At 65.7% G+C, this 16,831-nt stretch carries 26 protein-coding genes; 14 read left to right on the plus strand and 12 right to left on the minus strand.

The annotated features are described in order from the left end of the window. The first annotated feature begins 120 nt into the window (after positions 1-120). Positions 121-594 (plus strand): GIY-YIG nuclease family protein, encoded by a 474-nt coding sequence (locus G339_RS0103440; RefSeq protein ID WP_157407302.1) that lies wholly within the window; start codon positions 121-123, stop codon positions 592-594. Between the two features lie 29 nt (positions 595-623). Here G339_RS0103440 and G339_RS40790 read toward each other — a convergent pair whose 3' ends face one another. Further along, positions 624-911 carry a DivIVA domain-containing protein gene (locus tag G339_RS40790; protein WP_026341090.1) on the minus strand — a complete coding sequence of 96 codons (288 nt, stop codon included), beginning with the start codon at positions 909-911 and terminating at the stop codon, positions 624-626. Positions 912-988: 77 nt separating this feature from the next. On the opposite strand from G339_RS40790, the gene G339_RS0103450 reads away from it, so the two are divergent. The 6 genes from G339_RS0103450 (at position 989) to G339_RS0103475 (ending at position 3,641) form a co-directional block, all read left to right on the plus strand. Next, positions 989-1,294, plus strand: a complete 306-nt coding sequence (locus G339_RS0103450) for a hypothetical protein (RefSeq protein WP_019629681.1) — start codon at positions 989-991, stop codon at positions 1,292-1,294. Between the two features lie 28 nt (positions 1,295-1,322). Then, on the plus strand, positions 1,323-1,472 hold the full coding sequence (locus G339_RS38490) for a hypothetical protein (RefSeq protein ID WP_157407303.1): 150 nt from the start codon (positions 1,323-1,325) through the stop codon (positions 1,470-1,472). Then, positions 1,469-1,768 carry a hypothetical protein gene (locus G339_RS0103460; RefSeq protein ID WP_019629683.1) on the plus strand — a complete coding sequence of 100 codons (300 nt, stop codon included), beginning with the start codon at positions 1,469-1,471 and terminating at the stop codon, positions 1,766-1,768. The genes G339_RS38490 and G339_RS0103460 overlap by 4 nt, the downstream gene beginning before the upstream one ends. 337 nt (positions 1,769-2,105) lie before the next feature. Next, a complete protein-coding gene (locus G339_RS39290; protein ID WP_019629684.1) occupies positions 2,106-2,279 on the plus strand; it encodes a hypothetical protein in 174 nt (57 codons plus the stop codon). 414 nt (positions 2,280-2,693) lie between these two features. Beyond that, complete coding sequence (locus G339_RS0103470) at positions 2,694-3,137, plus strand: hypothetical protein (protein WP_019629685.1); 444 nt, start codon at positions 2,694-2,696, stop codon at positions 3,135-3,137. A gap of 141 nt (positions 3,138-3,278) precedes the next feature. Beyond that, entirely contained in the window at positions 3,279-3,641 is a 363-nt protein-coding gene (locus tag G339_RS0103475) for a type II toxin-antitoxin system prevent-host-death family antitoxin (protein WP_019629686.1), read from the plus strand. Positions 3,642-3,667: 26 nt separating this feature from the next. Here the strand turns inward: G339_RS0103475 and G339_RS0103480 are convergent, their stop codons facing one another. Continuing rightward, positions 3,668-3,967 carry a hypothetical protein gene (locus tag G339_RS0103480; RefSeq protein ID WP_019629687.1) on the minus strand — a complete coding sequence of 100 codons (300 nt, stop codon included), beginning with the start codon at positions 3,965-3,967 and terminating at the stop codon, positions 3,668-3,670. An 83-nt stretch (positions 3,968-4,050) separates the two neighbouring features. On the opposite strand from G339_RS0103480, the gene G339_RS0103485 reads away from it, so the two are divergent. The 6 genes from G339_RS0103485 to G339_RS0103510 are packed head-to-tail and all read left to right on the plus strand — an operon-like array spanning position 4,051 to position 5,989. Further along, the gene (locus tag G339_RS0103485) at positions 4,051-4,281 is read left to right on the plus strand and encodes a hypothetical protein (protein WP_019629688.1); all 231 of its coding nucleotides are present in this window, start codon (positions 4,051-4,053) and stop codon (positions 4,279-4,281) included. Next, positions 4,278-4,724 carry an SPFH domain-containing protein gene (locus tag G339_RS0103490; RefSeq protein WP_019629689.1) on the plus strand — a complete coding sequence of 149 codons (447 nt, stop codon included), beginning with the start codon at positions 4,278-4,280 and terminating at the stop codon, positions 4,722-4,724. Before G339_RS0103485 ends, G339_RS0103490 begins: the two co-directional genes overlap by 4 nt. Positions 4,725-4,729: 5 nt before the next feature. After that, positions 4,730-5,080: a hypothetical protein gene (locus tag G339_RS0103495; protein ID WP_157407305.1), complete on the plus strand. Its 351-nt coding sequence runs from the start codon at positions 4,730-4,732 to the stop codon at positions 5,078-5,080. Continuing rightward, on the plus strand, positions 5,077-5,238 hold the full coding sequence (locus tag G339_RS38495) for a hypothetical protein (RefSeq protein WP_019629691.1): 162 nt from the start codon (positions 5,077-5,079) through the stop codon (positions 5,236-5,238). Before G339_RS0103495 ends, G339_RS38495 begins: the two co-directional genes overlap by 4 nt. Beyond that, positions 5,225-5,590 (plus strand): WDGH domain-containing protein, encoded by a 366-nt coding sequence (locus tag G339_RS32425; protein ID WP_019629692.1) that lies wholly within the window; start codon positions 5,225-5,227, stop codon positions 5,588-5,590. The genes G339_RS38495 and G339_RS32425 overlap by 14 nt, the downstream gene beginning before the upstream one ends. Positions 5,591-5,641: 51 nt before the next feature. Continuing rightward, positions 5,642-5,989: a hypothetical protein gene (locus G339_RS0103510; protein WP_019629693.1), complete on the plus strand. Its 348-nt coding sequence runs from the start codon at positions 5,642-5,644 to the stop codon at positions 5,987-5,989. A 61-nt stretch (positions 5,990-6,050) separates the two neighbouring features. Here the strand turns inward: G339_RS0103510 and G339_RS32430 are convergent, their stop codons facing one another. The 7 genes from G339_RS32430 to G339_RS39295 all read right to left on the minus strand — a co-directional run bounded on the left by G339_RS32430 (position 6,051) and on the right by G339_RS39295 (position 13,413). Next, on the minus strand, positions 6,051-6,296 hold the full coding sequence (locus tag G339_RS32430; RefSeq protein ID WP_157407306.1) for a MazG-like family protein: 246 nt from the start codon (positions 6,294-6,296) through the stop codon (positions 6,051-6,053). A 230-nt stretch (positions 6,297-6,526) separates the two neighbouring features. Further along, complete coding sequence (locus G339_RS0103520) at positions 6,527-7,300, minus strand: thiopeptide-type bacteriocin biosynthesis protein (RefSeq protein ID WP_019629695.1); 774 nt, start codon at positions 7,298-7,300, stop codon at positions 6,527-6,529. Between the two features lie 14 nt (positions 7,301-7,314). Then, positions 7,315-8,394, minus strand: coding sequence for a lanthionine synthetase C family protein (locus G339_RS0103525; RefSeq protein WP_019629696.1), 1,080 nt, complete (start codon positions 8,392-8,394; stop codon positions 7,315-7,317). Further along, positions 8,391-11,189 carry a lantibiotic dehydratase gene (locus tag G339_RS0103530; RefSeq protein ID WP_019629697.1) on the minus strand — a complete coding sequence of 933 codons (2,799 nt, stop codon included), beginning with the start codon at positions 11,187-11,189 and terminating at the stop codon, positions 8,391-8,393. The genes G339_RS0103525 and G339_RS0103530 overlap by 4 nt, the downstream gene beginning before the upstream one ends. A 41-nt stretch (positions 11,190-11,230) precedes the next feature. Then, positions 11,231-11,404 (minus strand): FxLD family lanthipeptide, encoded by a 174-nt coding sequence (gene fxlA, locus G339_RS37415; protein WP_084693093.1) that lies wholly within the window; start codon positions 11,402-11,404, stop codon positions 11,231-11,233. 12 nt (positions 11,405-11,416) lie between these two features. Further along, on the minus strand, positions 11,417-12,658 hold the full coding sequence (gene fxlM / locus G339_RS0103540; protein WP_019629699.1) for a methyltransferase, FxLD system: 1,242 nt from the start codon (positions 12,656-12,658) through the stop codon (positions 11,417-11,419). Between the two features lie 416 nt (positions 12,659-13,074). Beyond that, positions 13,075-13,413: an ATP-binding protein gene (locus G339_RS39295; protein ID WP_169514705.1), complete on the minus strand. Its 339-nt coding sequence runs from the start codon at positions 13,411-13,413 to the stop codon at positions 13,075-13,077. Between the two features lie 276 nt (positions 13,414-13,689). On the opposite strand from G339_RS39295, the gene G339_RS37420 reads away from it, so the two are divergent. Continuing rightward, entirely contained in the window at positions 13,690-14,562 is an 873-nt protein-coding gene (locus G339_RS37420; RefSeq protein ID WP_026341093.1) for a helix-turn-helix domain-containing protein, read from the plus strand. Here the strand turns inward: G339_RS37420 and G339_RS0103555 are convergent. The 3 genes from G339_RS0103555 to G339_RS0103560 all read right to left on the minus strand — a co-directional run bounded on the left by G339_RS0103555 (position 14,559) and on the right by G339_RS0103560 (position 16,579). After that, entirely contained in the window at positions 14,559-15,335 is a 777-nt protein-coding gene (locus G339_RS0103555) for a DUF6879 family protein (RefSeq protein ID WP_157407307.1), read from the minus strand. The genes G339_RS37420 and G339_RS0103555 overlap by 4 nt on opposite strands. 159 nt (positions 15,336-15,494) lie before the next feature. Then, entirely contained in the window at positions 15,495-15,695 is a 201-nt protein-coding gene (locus tag G339_RS37425) for a DUF397 domain-containing protein (protein WP_084693095.1), read from the minus strand. Positions 15,696-15,706: 11 nt separating this feature from the next. Then, complete coding sequence (locus tag G339_RS0103560) at positions 15,707-16,579, minus strand: helix-turn-helix domain-containing protein (protein ID WP_026341095.1); 873 nt, start codon at positions 16,577-16,579, stop codon at positions 15,707-15,709. Positions 16,580-16,831: the final 252 nt, after the last annotated feature.

The following is a 16,831-nucleotide window of genomic DNA, read 5'->3' on the forward strand; positions in this document are numbered from 1 at the left end:
GAAGTTCTGGGACCTGTCAGGCGTTGCCGGTATCGCGGGCCGCCCCTGCATGGCAACTGCTGGCCTGCTCCGTGACTCGACGGATGCCTAGCTGGTGCCCTAGCCGTAGTCTTGGCCGCTGTGAACGAGCTAGAGGCGGTAACGGTCAACTGGCGGTGGAGTCCGATCGGTGACGACCCGTGGGAGAGCCTTCTTGGCCTGGATCGGGCGGGGAAGCTCGTTTTTCCTTCAGTTCGGAGCAAGCAACCGGGTGTGTACCGCCTCCTGTTTCTGAACCACTCCAGGTATGACGCATACATCGGGGAGTCCGCTGACCTGCGGCGACGGTTCCAGGGTTACCGGACGCCGCACGCTTCGCAGAGCACGAACATCAAGGTCAACAAGGCGCTGGTGGAGCACCTGATCGTCGGCGGTGCAGTCGAGGTGGAGATCGCTGTGGGCTGCCATGCCGCCCTGTCTTTCGCTGGAAGAGATCATCTCCCGCTACCGCTGGATAAAAAGGCCAACCGGGTCCTGTTCGAGCGCGCGGCGGAAGCCAGCGCCGCCTCGGCGCATCACCGCCTGCTGAACTGGTCCGAGCCGTTCGACCTGTGAGCTAGAGGCCCGCGCTGCAACACCGGTGATCAGGACAGCCCGGCCGAGCCGGGGTGGGGTTCGCCCCAGATGAGCCGGTAGACCGCCGAGACCGTGGTGGCCAGGTCGGTGACGTTCTCGTTCTCGGGCAGGACGCGGCGCAGCTCGTCGACCAAGCCGTGGGCGGCGTCGCGTTCGCGGTGAAGCAGGCTCACCTCGGACTCGATCAGGTCGAGGAACGCGTCGACCTCGGTCTCGTCGTAGCCGGGCCGCAGGCGGGTCGTGCTGAACTGTTTCCCCCGGACGTCCTCGGGGGTCAGCCGGTAGTCGTCGCTCATGGAGGCGTTGTAACACGCCCGTTGGTTTGGCGCGCGGAGTTCCAGCTAGGTCCGCCCACGGGCGCTAGCGTGGATGGATGGACGAGGTTCCCATCCCCGCGGATGTGCGTGAGCGACTGTTGCCGACAGGCGCCCGAGCCCGGCGGGTGAACGCCGAGCTGATCGAAGTGGTCGACGAGGCTGGCGACGTCCTGGGCCAGGTGCGCGGGCAGGGCCCGTTCCTCCCGGTGTTCAACCATCCCGAGCACGGGCTGCCCACCGAGACTTGGGGCTTTGGAAGCATGGGCCTCATTGACACTGAGGATGCGGCGCTGCGCCTGGTCGGGTACGGCCACTTCACCCATCAGGTGGTGAAGCGGTCCCGCTCGGAAGGCGCGAGCTGACGTGGTGGCAGGTCGCAGGGTGTCGGTGGTGGCGGACTGGTGCGCCGCCGACGCGACGGAAGAACAAGCCGCGCAGATCCGTGAGCGCTTGGTCGTCGCGCTGGAGCAGACCGGCCTGCCTTTGAAGATCACTACGTACATCGAGGAGAACCCGCCTGTCGACGAGGTGGATGGGTGACCGGCGACCCGATTGCGGAGCTGAACCGCGAGGAGTGGAAGGACGTTCCGTACTCGCTGGAGCTGCGGGGTGGCCATAAGGATGGGGAGCGGATCGAGTGGCATGAGCTGCCAACGGTGTTTCGCGTCCCGATGTCGACCGAACGTCCCGAGGTATCCCGTTTTCCTTTGTGGATGCTTCCGCCACTCGACCCAACCCGGCCGCACGCGTACCTGCCGGACATTCAGGTCGCCGACTACCGCCGTACCTATCAGGTCACCGACGACGGCGCCCACGTATATGAGCTGTGGGACTGATCGCGGCTGTTCGCTGTTGGTGCGTCTTGTTCGTAAGTGTTCGTTTCGCGGACCTGGGAGGGCCAGGTTCGTAGCGTCCCGGGCATGAAGGTGAAACCGATACCAGGTACGCCGTTCGGGATCGTTCTGGGTGCGGGGCGAGCGTGGCTGATGTGTGCCGTGTGTGGGGGGGACCAGCAGGCGGTTCTCGCTGGCGCAGGCCGACAGGAGCAGGCGGTTGCCTGTGTCGTGGGGTTGGTTGCGGTACCACCGGTTCACGCGGAAGCATCACGCGTGTGCGGTGGCGACACGGCAGTTGGATTAGCCGCCCAGATGGAGCGAATGGTGGAGGAGCACGGTGACCTGTCCGAGGTGTGAAGGCGAGCTGGGGGAGCACCCGGCCCGGTCGCGGATGAGCGTGGAGCGTGAGGAGCGGATCTGCGCGGACTGCGGATTGGACGAGGCCGTGCGGGAGAGTTCGGAGCTGGCGCCGATCCCGCCGAACGAGTGGCCGGTGCGGCGTTCTGCTTGAAACTGTCAGACCCCGGGGATAGCGTCGGAGACGTGAGGTTGAGTGTTCCCCGCGCATGCGGGGATGATCCTCAGGCTGTGTAAGGCTTACCGGTCTTACCGATGTGCTCCCCGCGTATGCGGGGATGCAACGACCCGGCCGCCAGCCGGGGACGTCTTCATTGAGGAGTGAGCCGTCAAGGCACACAAAGCAAGACCTCGCAAACGCCTTTGGGCGTCTTCGCTTCATCGAGGTGCGAGCTATCACTGGATAGCGTGGCTGATCCTCAACTGTCGCGGGGGCTTCGGTTCCCGCCCTTCATCGCAAGAGCCCCGCTTCGGCGGGGCTTTTTGCTTTTGGCTCGATCGGTATTGGCTCGGCGCTTTTGGCCTCGTGCGGCCCCACTTCCCTCTTGGCCGGCGGTAGCGTGGTGGAGTGGATGACGAGCTGCTGCACGAGTTGGTCACGGGCCTGATGCGCGAGGTCCGCAGCGAGGCGGTCGGCAGACACGAGGTGGACGAACGTGTCCTGGTGGCTTGGGCGACCGAGCGTCCGGTCGTTTTCTGTGGGGAGCCACTGGTCGCTTCGGCGCGGTCTGTGCTGTCGCTGGTGAACGACTCGGGCATCCCGTTTCGCGAGCAGCAGCTGGACGAGACCCTGCTGAAGGGGTCCGATCCCGATGCCGTGCTGCTGGCGGGCACCGCGCTTACGAGCAAGGGCAGGCGCCTGGTGGTGGAGGCGTTCATCCCCGAGGGCAACAGCTTGTGGATGGCGTGGATTGAAGGCGACCCGATCGAGTGGGTGGGGGAATTCCGTCAGGCCCGGCTGCCTGCGATACCGAAGTGGATCGGGCGTCTGTTGGGCGTGCTGGAGCGGTAGGTTCGATCTCGTTCTCCCCGGCATGGTGCGGGAGGACGGGCCGCGTGGTGGCTTTTCATCAGGCTGGTTGGGATGCTGCTGCGCGGCCACCGAGCAACTCTTTCTACAGTTCGGGCCTGTCACTCGATCACCGTGGCTCGCATGGAATGCACACTGACTGACCTTCGTCAGCGGGGCCGCGAGATCGTGTCGTCGCTGCCCTACACCGGGCCCATCACCGTCACCTCCCACGGCAAGCCGATCGCCCAGCTGGTTGCGCACGAGGCGACCGACCACCTGTGCCCGGAGTGCCACTGCATCAAGGGACACAAGATGGACTGCTCGCGTTCGCGAATGCCTGCCCGACCCGAGCCGGACGAGCCGATCGGACAGCCGGTTCCCGGGCAGTTGTCGATCGACGACATTGAGACCGCAGGCGTGGTGTATGTCAAGGACGACTCCGACGCCACTGACCGGATGCGTGCGCAGATTGCTAGGCAGTGGATGCGCGGGCTGGAGATCTAGGGGTTGAGCGACAGGGTTTGGGCTGGTCAGCCGCGGCAGGTGAACTTACGGCACCGGCGGCAGTAGCCGTTGCGGACGTCGACGATCCGCTCGGAGAAGAAGCCGCATGCGGGGCACTTGATGGCTGGGGGCTGGTCTATGACCTCGCCGTCGCCGTAGGTGACTCGCGCCCGCATCACGCGCGGCCAGGCGGGCGGGATCTTGAGCGCGCCGGGCTCTGGCAGGGTCTCTTCGCGCCAGAGTTCGTCCGTGTCGTAGTCGATCAGTTCGATCTTGATGGGGAACTGCTCGGGGCGAAGGTCGAGGAAGGCGGTTGGTGAGGCCACCGCACCACGTTAACGCTGCGGCTTGGCAGCTGGTAGTAACTCGCACATGGGGAACTGCCCGACGTCCTACAAGGCTGGCGGGCATGATCACCGAGAACGAGGCGACCGGCCGACCGGTCGAGCTGGACGAGAACACCCGGCGTGAGATCCACAAGCTGTGGAGCGTGCTGGAGCTGATCGAACGGCACCTGTGGCACAAAGCCAACAGCAACGCGATCTTGCACTGCGCGTCTGACGTGCTGTACCCGCCGCTGTATACGCGTGTGCAGCACGCCCTGGCCACAGCCAAGCGGCTGATGGGGGACCAGCGGTGACGGCCGCCGACGACGCCAAGGAAGGCTGCCTGCTCGCCGGGTTGGCCGCGGTGGCGCTGGTGGGTCTGCTGGTCCTGGGCGCGGGCGGCTGGGCCGGGCTGAAGGCGTTCAACCGGTACCAGGCGCGCGAGGAAGCCCACAACGCCGCGACGATCGCCCGGGTGCAAGCCGAGAACGAGCAGCACGTCAACAAGCTGCGGATCGCCGCCCAGGAGCAGAAGGTCCAGATCGCCAAGCAGGATGCCCAGATCCGCTTCGAGCAGGCCAAGGGCGTCCGGGCCGCTCAGGACGAGATCTCCCGCACGCTCACTCCGCTGTACGTCCAGATGGAGATGATCAACGCGCTGGAGGAGATCGCCAAGTCCGGCAAGAACAACACCGTGGTCTACCTGCCCTCGCAGAACGGGCTGCCGCTGACTGCACAGGCGGGAGCGGGCAAGTGAGCCAGGTGACGAACGTGATGCTGTCGATCAGCATCCTGGAGGACCGCGAGCTGGTCGACGTGCTGAACGCGCGGGCCAAGGAACTCCACGAGGCCAAGTTGCTTTACCAGTACGGGCTGCACTCGCTGACCGAAGGTGTGCTCGGGGGCTTGTGGGGTGGCACCAAGGTCCCCGCATGCACGCTGTTCGGCGGCGCGTTCAACTACCTGAAGCTTGAGGAGTACCTGAAGCTGATCGCGCAGATCGAGTGGATATTTCCGCGCAGCGTCCAGGTCTTCTACATGGACGAGGGCGACGATGGGTGGCACGTGTACTGGCCGCACCAGGGAGCCCGCTCCGGGGGGCGATCAAGGTGACCCGCAAGCACTTCGCGGCGGTCGCCGACGTGATCGCCGGCATTGAGGACGAACAGATCCGCCGCCAGGTGGCGCGCGAGATGGCCTATGCCGTCGGCCGGTTCAACAGCCTTTTCAACCGGTCGCGGTTCCTGGAGGCGTGCAATGCCGCCGAGTAAGCACGCCGCGCGCATCGCCGAGCTGGAGGCCGCGCTGGACAGCGTGTACACCGAAAGGGCCCGCCTGGTGGCGTTCTTGGCTGCCTCGTACGATTCGGTGATCATCAACCGTGATGACGCCTGGCCGCTGGTCTACGTCAAGAGCCCGTTCGGCCAGTTGAGTTGGCACCTGAGCGAGGACGACGTCGAGTTGTTCGAGCACGTGCCTGACGGGGGCGCCGACTGGGACGGGCACGGTACCGCTGAGAAGTACGAGCGGCTTCGCGCGTTGACCAACCTCACCGCGGCCCGGCGGCGGCTGGCCTCCGCGCGTTCTAGCCGTTCGCGTCGGAGACCAGTGCGATCTGTCTGAGCTGTGTCCGCACCAGCGTGTCCCGCTGGTGCGGACAAGAAAGGAATCACCATGGCGATCGGCCTAGACTTCGACGGCCCCGTGCACCGGTATAGCCGTGGTTGGGATGACGGCACGATCTACGACCCGCCTGCCGAGGGCGCCGTCGAAGGCGTCCATGAGCTGATGAAGCGCGACGCGGTGTTCATCTTCACCGCTCGGACCAGCCTCTTGCTGGTCGGCGCGTGGCTGATCCAGCACGGCATCCCGGCCCTCCTCGACAACGGGCGTCATCAGTTCTGGAATCGCCGCGAGTTGGTGCTGGTCACCAACCGCAAGCTCCCGGCCCGTGTATACATCGATGACCGTGCCTACCGGTTCACCAGTTGGGCGCAGGCGTTCGAGGAGCTAGCGTTCTAGTTTGCTCAGCCCAGCAGCAAGGTCCGCCGGGTCCAGCTCAGCACTGGGCTCGGTGAATGTTTCAGCGTTCGGGGCTCATCGGTCGCTCTGTGACATACCGCAATCGCTTCTCGAAGAGTTTCTTTGCTGCCGACACGTCGCCGTTGGCCACACCCACCATCGCCACTGCGGCGGTGAGAATGACGTCCGCCAACTCGTTCAGGACGTCTTCCTGGGAGTGGCATATGCCTTTGCGGGGGTTCAGGCCGCGTTCGCCGAAGTGCGCTTCGATTGCCTCGCCATATTCCTCACCGATCTTGAGGATCATGACCTGGGGGTCCAGATGGTCCAAGCGCCCGTGAAGGAAGCCGACATCGTTCCACATGCCTCTGATCTGCCTCTCTACGTGCGATGCGTTAACCGAGCGTTACCCGTTAAAGCGTCCCACTGGCAGCGCAGGCACCAGCGCACCGAGATCCTTCGGCCGCACCACCAGCAGATCGTCACCCGGAGTTGGACCGGCTTACGTTCCGCGCCGATGATCGGTTTTCCCATCTCTTAGGTCTCCGCATTGCCGAAGATTGCTTCTTTCGCAGCTCGCGTCAGCATGGCCTGGGCGGCACCAGGGACTCCGATTCGATTCCAGTGGAAGATCACGTGGAGCGAGAGGATCTGGCGTAGCCCTCTGGAAAGTTCACCGCGTTCTCGTAGGTTTCGGAGTTCTCTGCCTGCTTCCTCGAATGCGGTGAGCCATTCACCACCGATGAGGTCCGTTCGGGCCTCGCCGAGCAGGAGGCGGCGCACGCCGCCGGTGAAGGACGCCCATGCTCGCGCGCTTGGGGGTTCCTCGGCCAAGCTGGAACGCTGCTCGGCGATGCGTGCCCAGACGTCGCCTTGCTCGTTGACGTCGAGCCCTGCTGCGCGCATGAGCGCGGTGCACAGCACGAGCGAGCGTTCTTGCCGGTCGACAGGGGTGTGGGGGAGCAGGGAGAGTAGGTGGCGGCTGTCGTGGTGGAACAGCGTGTGCGCGGTGTTCATGCTGCCGGGACCGCCGAAGGCGTGGACTTCCGGTTCGTAGACATCCGATGTCCAGGCGACCCCGGCGGTGAGGCGGGCGTGGAGCGGGTCGGCGCCGCCGTGGCCGTCGCTCTCGGCGAGCATGTAGCGGACACGCCAGCGGCCTTTGCGGATGAAGAACCACGAGCTGATAAGTCCGGAAACTTCGGCGGTGAGCATGACGTCGGCCAAGTGCTTGACGGCCTGTTGTTCGCGCTGCTCGGGGGTATGCCCGGGGTAGGCGATGTTCACCTGTGTCCAGGCTTCCTGATGCATGGCGAGCCCTTCGGTTAACAGAGCAGGAGGCAGGGGCCCCACCGGGTCGTGGTGGAGCCGACAGCGAGTTCGGCGCCGGCCGATCCGGTGAGGAAGCCCGCGGGTTCATCGTCGCCGGGGACGGTCTTCTGGTGCAGGCGTAGCAGTGGTTTGAGGGAAATCGAACTGTGCGCGTCTTCGGCGATTCGGCGTCCGGTCGCCAGGAGGCCGGCGGTGCCATGGCACAGGCTGCGGTCGATGAGGAGGCGTGTCTGCTCTGGGTCGTTGACGCAGCCGGTGAAGGCGTCTTCGGCGGTGAACTGGCGGACGGTATCGCCGAGCGCGCGGGCGGCAAGTTGGTAGGCCCTGGCGATCCCGGGGGTTCCGTAGCACCAGGATGGGCGTCCTGGTTTGGTTGGTCCGGCTGGGCTGGAGCGGCGAAGGTCTTCAAGGGTGACGATGGGCGGCCACCATGCCGCGCCGGACGCAGTGTGATGCTGCCAGTCGTCCAACCAGCCGACGATCCGCTCGATGGCGCCGGTGTGACCATCGACGTGGATGCCGTCGAGGTAAGCCAGGGAGAGCAGCGCGAGCGGACCAGGGATGCCGTGGGCGATGCCCTGATTTCCGTGGCCGCCGACTGGAGAGGGGCGGTCGCGGGCAGGTCCGTGGCGGCACCACCAGCCGGGCAGGCATCCGATTGGTTCGGTGAGACGCACCAGGTAGGTCAGGACGTCACGGAGCAGGGCGATGTCGCCGATTCGGCGGAGAGCGACGCCGAGCCCGGTCAGCCCGCGGATCAGGTCGTACTCGGCGTACTCGGGCTTGTTCTGGAGGTCGATGCGGCGGTGCGCGGCTTCCAGCCGGCGGCGGGTGAGCACCGCGGTCCCGGACGCTACGCTGGCTTTGGCGCGGGCTACACGCGGGTCATCGCAGGTGGCTAGGACGAACGCGAGCGCCGGAGCGCCGTAGTACAGACTGGCGCTGTCGGCGATGCTCACTCCTGCTGCGACGGCCTTCTCCAGTTCTGCGTACGCGGCGTCGCGCCTTCCGGTCTCCAGGTGGAGGAGGACTTTGCCAGCGGCTCCGTCGGCGAGTGATTGACCGGCCGTCATGCGCTTCTCCGGGCCAGATCGGTGCGCGCGACGGCGCGGGCCAGGCGAAGGCAGTGCCGTTCGGATTCGAGGCCGACGCCGATCATGCGGGCATGGTGCAGGTGCAGCAGGTCGGCTAGCACCTGGTCGGCGTCGAGGCCGTCGCGGTCGGCGAGTCTCCGGTAGGCGGCCAGCGCTTCGGCCAAGCCGTCGTCTCCGTAGGGGCGGCGGGCTACGGTGAGCTGGGCCGGGTCCAGCCGCGAGCCGCCGCGATGGGGTGCGTGGTCGACGAGCCAGCGTGCCCCATCGGTGGTGAACCCGTGGGCGATGGCGAGCATCCCGGACGCGGCGGCGGCCTGGCGGTCGGCAGCGTGAAGGTGCTTGAGGGCGGCGCGGGAATCGGCGGCGAACACCGCTTCGGCGGCGCTGAGGGTCGCGCCGGTTCCGTGGCGGGTCTCGGGTCGGTAGGTGTGCAGCGAGTAATCGGACAACACCCCCTCCTCGTGAAGTTGTTCTGCGACGAGCGCGAGGTCGCGAGTGGCGTTGGCGAACGCGGCTGGGCGTCGCAGGGGGATGCGTAGCCTCAGATGCGGTTCGGGCTCTGGGTAGCGCAGGAACCACCAGCCAGAAGGTAGGTCGCTACCGGGGAGACGGGTCAGGATGTGATCCACGTGGCCGTACAGATATGCATCAAGCCAGCGTGATTGTCCGGGCCGGTGCTGGATCGTGTTGAGGGAGCGGGCTGGTCGGAGTGGCGTCGAGCTGGGCTGTTGATGAGTGAGGGTGAGCAGGAGTTCGGCCGGTCGGTTGTCGATCCAGCCGGATGGTTCAGGCGCTTCGGTCAGGACCGCGGTCGGGTGCCGGTCGAGGTGGTTGCGTAGGACTGCCAGGTGGGCGTTGTCGTTCAGGTCCAGGCGCAGCCGGACGTCGTCGGCGCCGAGCAGCACCACGTCGGGCAGCCGGAGGTGTTCGCGGTGCGCTGACCAGTCGGCTCGCCATAGGGACCAGGGAGCGGTGCGGGCGGGAAGCTGGGACGCGGGAATGATCCACCGGGCGGGGCGCAGGATGGATCGGCCGCGCCGGACACGGGGCAGGAAAGCGAGCTTACGGGCGGCATGACCCCAGTCGAACGGCGTACACGGGGCTGTCCAGGCCGTCCAGATTTCGGCCAGAAACCGCACGAGAGGCTGCTGCAAGTGTGGGAGCCGCACGCAGTTGAGCAGTAGTGGTTCGACCGGTCGGCCAGTAGTGCGTGACACCAGCCAAAGCCGCCGGTGGTCTGCGGCCACCGCCAGGTCATCCAACACCAACCGGGGGCTGAGGTGGAAGTCGCCTGTCGGCACGATGGGGAAGAGTTCGGGCGTGCGGGCGACCGCGGCCATCCGAACATCGAGCGGCGGCCCGGACAGTTGCACGATCTCCGCGTCGGCCATGACGGTCGGCAGTTCCGCGTAGACGCTGCGGAAGCGGGCCAGTTCGGTGGGGGTGAGCAGATACAGGAACCGGCCAGCGGCCACGCCTGCGTGCCGGGCTCCGCTGACGACCGTCAAGGTGAACGCGCCGCGATCCAGCTCGGCCAGCGTCGCTGCTGCCAGGGTGAACCGCAGCTCGGTGTGGGGAATCGGTGGTCGATCATCGTCGCCGCGCAATGCGGTGATCAACTCATTATCGAGCACCACTTCGGTTCCGCCGTCCAAAGCCGAGCGCTGAGCGAGGTCGATCAGCAGGGCGTCGCGAGCGGTGAACATGATCGGCTCATTGCGGGTCGAACCGCGATACCCGGCAGGGAAGCCCAGAACGTTAAGGGTTTCGCGTAGTGGAACTGCTACGCCGGGCCCCCACCGCTCGATGAACGCGCGGCGGTAGGCATCCCAACCTGGTAGCGGCGGTGCCACAGCGACGAGGGCGGAGGCCGCGTTTTGCGCTTCTGCGATCACGGCAGGGGGGAGCGTCACCGAGCAGTCGAGCCGTCGGTCGACGACCGCAGGATGTTCTCCGGCGTCGGGCACGCTGACGTGGCGGGCAAGGTGATCGGCCGGGTCGGTCACGGTCATCGGCGGCCGGATCTGGGACAGCAACGCTCCTACCTGGACCAAGGCCGCAACCAGCGCTTCAACTTCGCCAAGGTCGGCGTGCAGTTTTCCAGCCGTCTTCGCAGCGAGTTCGGAGAAGGGGACGGGAGTCCGAGCTGCCTCGATCGCGACGCGCACGGGATCGGTCAACGGGAGTTCGATGTCCCATCGTCGTTCATCGTCGGCGCGTGCGCAGGGCAGCACCCAGACTCCACCCCGGACGTACCCGAGGCTATTGGTGACCACCATGACCGTGCGCAGCGCCAGCAGATCGTTCTCCGCCGCAGACGTGTGCCTCGCGACGTCGCGCTCATCGGGCCGAGCCACGTCGTGATGCTGTTCCCCCCAACGCACGGATGCGCGTGCACCAAACAGGACCGGAGCCACACCAGCGAAGTGACCAAACGGCGTCGGGCGGGTCGTCCACCTCAACAGATACCGGACCGCGGCCTCCACCAGGCGCCGCAATGCGCGCGGCTTCACCGGGTCGCCGTCCAGCGCACGGGATACCTGGGCGGCCAGGCTGGGAGCGGCATGCTCGACGACCTTGGCGAACTCCGGCAACGCCCACACCGCACTCAACCACTTGAGCCACTCATCAGGCCGGTGAACAGTCAGGTCGGGCCAATCGGGCAGCGTCAGATCTCGGGGATAGGAAGCGGCTCTGAGCAAAGCCGCGTCTGCCGCGTGGAACATCTCGTGCTCCGCGATCGAGGGGAAATGGACGCTGGAGCGCTGCCCCACCTCCGAGAGGGAGGCCGGACAGCGCTCTTGGTGTGTCGCGATCAGTTGCTCGTGGTCGTGCAGGCGCTGGAACCCGTGTCACCCGAGCCGCAGTCGTCGTCGGTGCTCGTCGCGTGGGCGGACGCCACGGGGCCGACGTCGACCAGACGAAGGTTCAGTTCACGGAGCGGGCTGGGAGCGGTGTCGCTCGCCGTCGAGTTCGTCGGGTAATCCATGAGGGTCCCTTCTCACTGAGGGGTGAAGGTCAGGATCAGGCGGCTGTGCCGCTTGTCCAGGACCGCCCCGTCCGGCAGGTCGCCGTCGGGAGTGTGTGCAGGAAGGATTTGAAGTTCCGGGGGCGGGCAGCCCGCCTCCACCCACGCGCGCATGTGTTCGACCATCCGCTCAGCCGCCGCGAACGCCTCCGGGCCATGGCCGTACGCCCCGAGATCGAAACGCCGGTCAGTCCAACGGAGAGTCCGATAGGCGAGCGTGCCGTTGTGGAAGGTGGCGGAGGTTCCGTTCCTCCAGGACGGGGCCACAAGCCCAGACTCGATGGCGCTTTCCTGGGCGGTCAGGATCACGGCCTGCTCGCGCAGGCGGGTCGCGTGCCACAAGCTGAGGTCATGCAGGCGGGTACGAGGAGACAAGTCCAGTCCGGCCCATGCCTCAGATCTCGGCTGGGTCAGAACGCCCTTGGCGGCGTCAACGTCGATCTGTTCGCCCTCATCGAGCCGAAGGTGGACACCATCGGCGATGTCGACATACCGCATGGTGTGGGCCCCCGCACCCTGCATGGCGACGAACCCGCACTGGCGATGGCTGTGGCTGACCAGACGATCACCAGCGCGTCGCAACGCCCATGAACGGGTTGTTCCGAACGTTCGCAGCGGCACGACGAGGACACCACCTTCGGTGAGCTGCTCGCGCCATGCGGGCGGGATGTCCCATGCCCCGACCGTGACGATGATCAAGTCGAAGTGGCGGTCCGGCTCGATCGCATGCTCGGCGTCCGCGCACACCACGGTCACGTCGTTGTAGCCCGCCGCCGCCAAGCAGGCTGCGGCGCGATCGGTCACATCGGCGTCGATGTCCACGGTCGTGACCGATCCTGTACGTCCGACGAGTTCACGCAGAAGCGCGGCGTTGTAGCCGCCGCTACCGATCTCCAGGACGTCTCGGCCACCCAGACCATCGAGTGCATCGGCTGCCTGACCGAGCATCTCCGCGATCAAGAACGGCGCGGAGACCGAGCTGACGGTCTCGTCACCGCGGCGTTTGGTGATGACCGCGGTGTTCTTGTACGCCTCCTCCAGCGTCGCTTCCGGGATGAACCGGTCGCGGGGTACCGTTCGCATCGCGCGCTCGACGTCGGCTCGCATCACCAGACCCTTCGCCTTTTGATCAGCGATGGCCTTGTCGACCAGGGCATTGCGAAGCACCTCAGCTCGCTCGTCCTGGTCCGTCCGGTCGGTGGTCGTGGTGCTCAAGCTCTCGCTCCTTGTTGGTTGATCGGTGGCGTGTCTCTGGATGAGCCTCACACCAGGCGGTCCGAGATCGAGGGAAGTTCAGGCAAAGGCTTGCTCCTCTCTGGTCTCTTGCCCTGCCGGATGGCCACGACAAGACTCCAGATCACCACGCGGCCGAAGCCGCGTTCGGCATGGGCGCCCGCTGACTCAACCGCCTCACATGGTGTTCATGTGGACAGCTTGCGGGCCTCCGGGCGGTGGCGCGCTCGACCCGGGCGCGCTGCGGGAAGAGAGGTTGCTACCTCCCGCAGAGGGTGGGGCGCTTGACGCGCCCCCGCCGGACCACACGGGAACTTCAGTGGTTGGGTCTGTTCACCGCCCGGAGGAGTTCTAGGGGACACCTCCCGGTCTGAGCCGGGAGGCGATCTCTTGCATGGTCACCAGCCGTCACCACCGATGAGGCGAGCCCAGACCGTCTTTCCGCCGTCAGGGGTGGACTGGGCCCCCCAGGACACCGCCAACTCGGCTACGCCCTGTATTCGTCGCCCGTCGAGCTTTGAAGGGTCAGAGCCCTGGATCTCGGGCAACCCCGGTGCGCTGTCCCAGACGCCGATCTCCACCATCCCCGGCGTGTATCGCTCGACGCGCAGATGAATCCGGTCCGCCTTGCTGTTCAGCGCGCTCGCGACCAGTTCCGATGCGCAGTGCGAGGCCGGGCTTATCAGAGCTTTGAGGCCCCACCCCAGCAGCGCCTCCCGGACTTTCTCGCCAGCCACCGCAGGCGCGTTAGGCCCGACGCTGAGGCTGTAGGCGTGAACGTCCTTCTGTACGTCCGGGGTGTGGTCAGAGGTTGTCGTCACGAGTGGTTCCAAAGGTTCGCGAGCGTCTGTTCCTTCTGGCGAGTGAGCTTTGTGTTACTCGACCCTGCCGCGCCGGCCCAGAGGCAGGCTAGAGATTTGACTGTCTTTGACTCCTGCCGCGCCTCGTTGGCAGTCAAAGACCGTCAAAGGAGCGGAATAACCCCAGGCCAGTACGCCAAGATTGATCACACAATGCCCTCATCACTGTCGTCATCAGCGCAGGCAGCTCGCGAGCGGCTGGGCGAACAACTCCGCAAGATCCGCACTGACGCGCGGATCAACGGTGTGGAGTTCGCGCGCCGGGCCGGGTGGCGGGATTCCTCGCTCGTCAGCCGTACCGAGCGAGGGCAGCGTCCGATCACTGCTGAGACCGTGAAACTTTGGTGCCGTCTCTGCGATGTCCCCGATCAGCAGACGGCCGAACTGCTTGCAGAGCAGGCCAACGTTGCTCGCACATGGATCTCCCTGCGCGAGCACCACGAACTCGGGCTGGACGCGCGGCAGAAGGCCACGGTCGGGGACCTGCACTCGCGAGTTGTCTCCGAGCTGAGCTACCAGACGAAGCTGGTCCACGGCCTGTTGCAGACCGAGGATTACATGACCCAGGTGCTACGCGGGGTACGGCGGGATCGTCGCCTGAAACAGGACGACGTTCCGCAAGCGGTGGCCACACGCATGGCAAGACAGCGGAACCTGCACCGGCCCGGAAGCCGGTGGGCGTTCCTTCTGGAAGAGGCGGTGCTGCGGTACCAGTACTTTCCGGCGGACGTGCACCGCGCCCAACTGGATTACTTGTCCGAAGCGATGCGGTTGCCGGCGGTGTCGATCGGGATCATACCTACCGAAGGAAGACGCCACGGCGTTCGGGTACGCGAGTCGTTCGCTATCAGCACCTTCGCAGACGGCACCCAGGTACGAGTGGAACTGCTGTCCGGGATGCTCACCCTGACCCATCCGGAAGACATCACGCTCTACCGTCGGGCATGGGACGACCTGGTCGCCCTCGCCGTCACGGGCGACACCGCCAGGGCACTGATCAGCGCCGCCCGCGACAGCCTTGTCTAGATGCCAGGGACATCGGAGTTGATGTCGAAATCGGCATGAGGCGTTCCCCGAACCCACGCCATCTCGAATGCGCCAGCGATATCGCGCGCGACGCGCGGGTCAGAGCTGAAGGTGTAGAGCCCGGGATTGGAGTTGTCGCCGCGCTGGAAGTTCCAGCGGATCACACGGTTGTCGAAGACCCAGCAGTCCGCAGCCGGAATCAGCAGGTCGGCCGCAAGATCCCGCCAGAGCCACCGGATCTCCTCACCCAGTTCCACGTTCTTCGCGGTGACAGCGTGCTCCCACCTCATGTACTCCGACGCTGGCCGAGAGATGATCCGTACTCGCCGCCAGCTCACCCCGCGGGCGACCGCCTTCCGGACCATATCGGGGAAATCGGCGGTCCATCTGTGCTCACTGAGATCACCTGTCTGCCGCCACCGTTCATACCCACTGGCTTTGCTGACGTCGTAGGCGTCTCTGGTCTCGAACCGGATCACCGAACGCTTGGCCGCGTTGAGGAGCGTCTTGAAGTCGTGTGGACCCTCACCCACCCGATCCGGCTTGTAAGCGTCGTCCACCGCTTCCCTGATCGCGGGGAACAACCGGTCGGGGACCCATACGTCGGTCTCGTCGTCGCCCTTGCCAACATCCGTGTTGAACCGGGCCGTGAACTTGGGGTCGGTCACCGTCTTGCCGCGGATGAAGGCACCCCCGGGCGCTCGCCACACCGCCGGACACTCCACCTCATCTGAGTTGGGATCTCCACCGACAAACTCCACACCATCGACCACGGGCCTGCCTCCAGACGAGCTGTGGGTGAGAGCTAGCAACATCGACTCTCACGCCAGGAGAGTGCCACGGTCAAGTGCGTAGGCTAAATGATCTGGTTCACCTGCGTTAGGTACAGAAGAGGCCCGGACCGGACGGTCCGGGCCTCGCGTCACACACGGCTAACCGTTCAGCTCGCCCTTGCGAACGCGATCAGCGAAGCTAGCCCATGCCGATGGGTCGAACGCCAGCTTTGGCCCGCCGGGGTCGTAGCTGTCGCGAACGGCGATCACCTCGTGGCTGTGGACCGGCGCCACCTCCACACAGCCGCCTGTTTCGTTACTGCGTCGGCTCTTGCGCCAGGCGACATTGTCCAAATCCATGTACTACCTCATTAGAGTTCCGCGAGCAGGCGGGTCACCAGCTCCCTGCTCTCATCGGGGCCGAGAGCCTGCGCCTTCAATCGGTCGAACAGTCTCCCGTGCCCCTTGACCTCTGCTGCGTCTTCGATGAAGAGGCCCGTTATGAGTTCACGGTAGACCACCTGCGGGTCTTGTTGGTCCGGGAACCCCAAGATCGTGAACGACCCCGTGGCGATGGCGGGATGGGCGCCCTTGTCGAAGGAGAGCACCTGTAGCTCCACATTGTCGTTGTGGGACAACGCAAGCAGGCGTTCGAGCTGTTCACGCATCACCTTCTCGCCACCGACGCGGCAGCGCAGAGCGGCTTCGCCGATGATGAACCACCCGGTGAGGGCGTCATCGCCTTCCAAACGCTTCTGTCGCACCTGGCGTGCTACCACCAGCTCCTCAACCTGTTCTTCAGGCGACGACTTCATGTCCGCGGCGATGAGGGCCCGCTGATAGTCGGAGGTCTGAAGCAACCCTGGGACAGCGGAGATGCTGAACTGCTGGACCGTGTCGGCCTCTTCCTCCATGCCGATGAAGGTGAGGTAGGCGTTGTCGAAGGCTCCGCCGAGCTGTTGCCACCAGCCCTTGGTCCGGCAGTCGCGGGCGAGCTGGACGAGTTCGGCCACCTGGGCGTCGTTGAACTCCAGATACCGGGCGTAGCGCTCAACGTCGGCGAGCTTGGGCTTGCCGGCGGTCGGGGACTCCATGCGCGTGATCGTCACGGCCCCGACGCCGACGTACTCGGCGGCATCGTTGCGTGCCTTCCCAAGCTCCGCCCTCCGGTCGCCCAGGATCTTGGCCAGCCTTCGCCGACGGACGGTTGGACTGATCCGTCTTGTGGCCATCACTTCCTCCATGGGTGGTTTGTACCAGATGAGGTCAAGAAAAATCTGACCCGGTTCACTTAGAAGGGTTGTCTTTAAGTGTGTCGCCAGACACACTCTTAGCTTAACGACGCCTGACGCGACGTGTTCGGAGGTTTGGGGGGATCTTCGGGTGCGCGTGCACTTCCAGGAAGCGACCTGTCATGGGATTCGGCGATGGTTTCGCAGCACGACGGCCCGACCTCCTCTCGACACTCTTCGACGCTGGTAGCCCGGCTGACACGC

The sequence above is a fragment of the Actinomadura atramentaria DSM 43919 genome, from assembly GCF_000381885.1.
In the GTDB taxonomy this organism is placed as follows: Bacteria; Actinomycetota; Actinomycetes; order Streptosporangiales; family Streptosporangiaceae; genus Spirillospora; species Spirillospora atramentaria.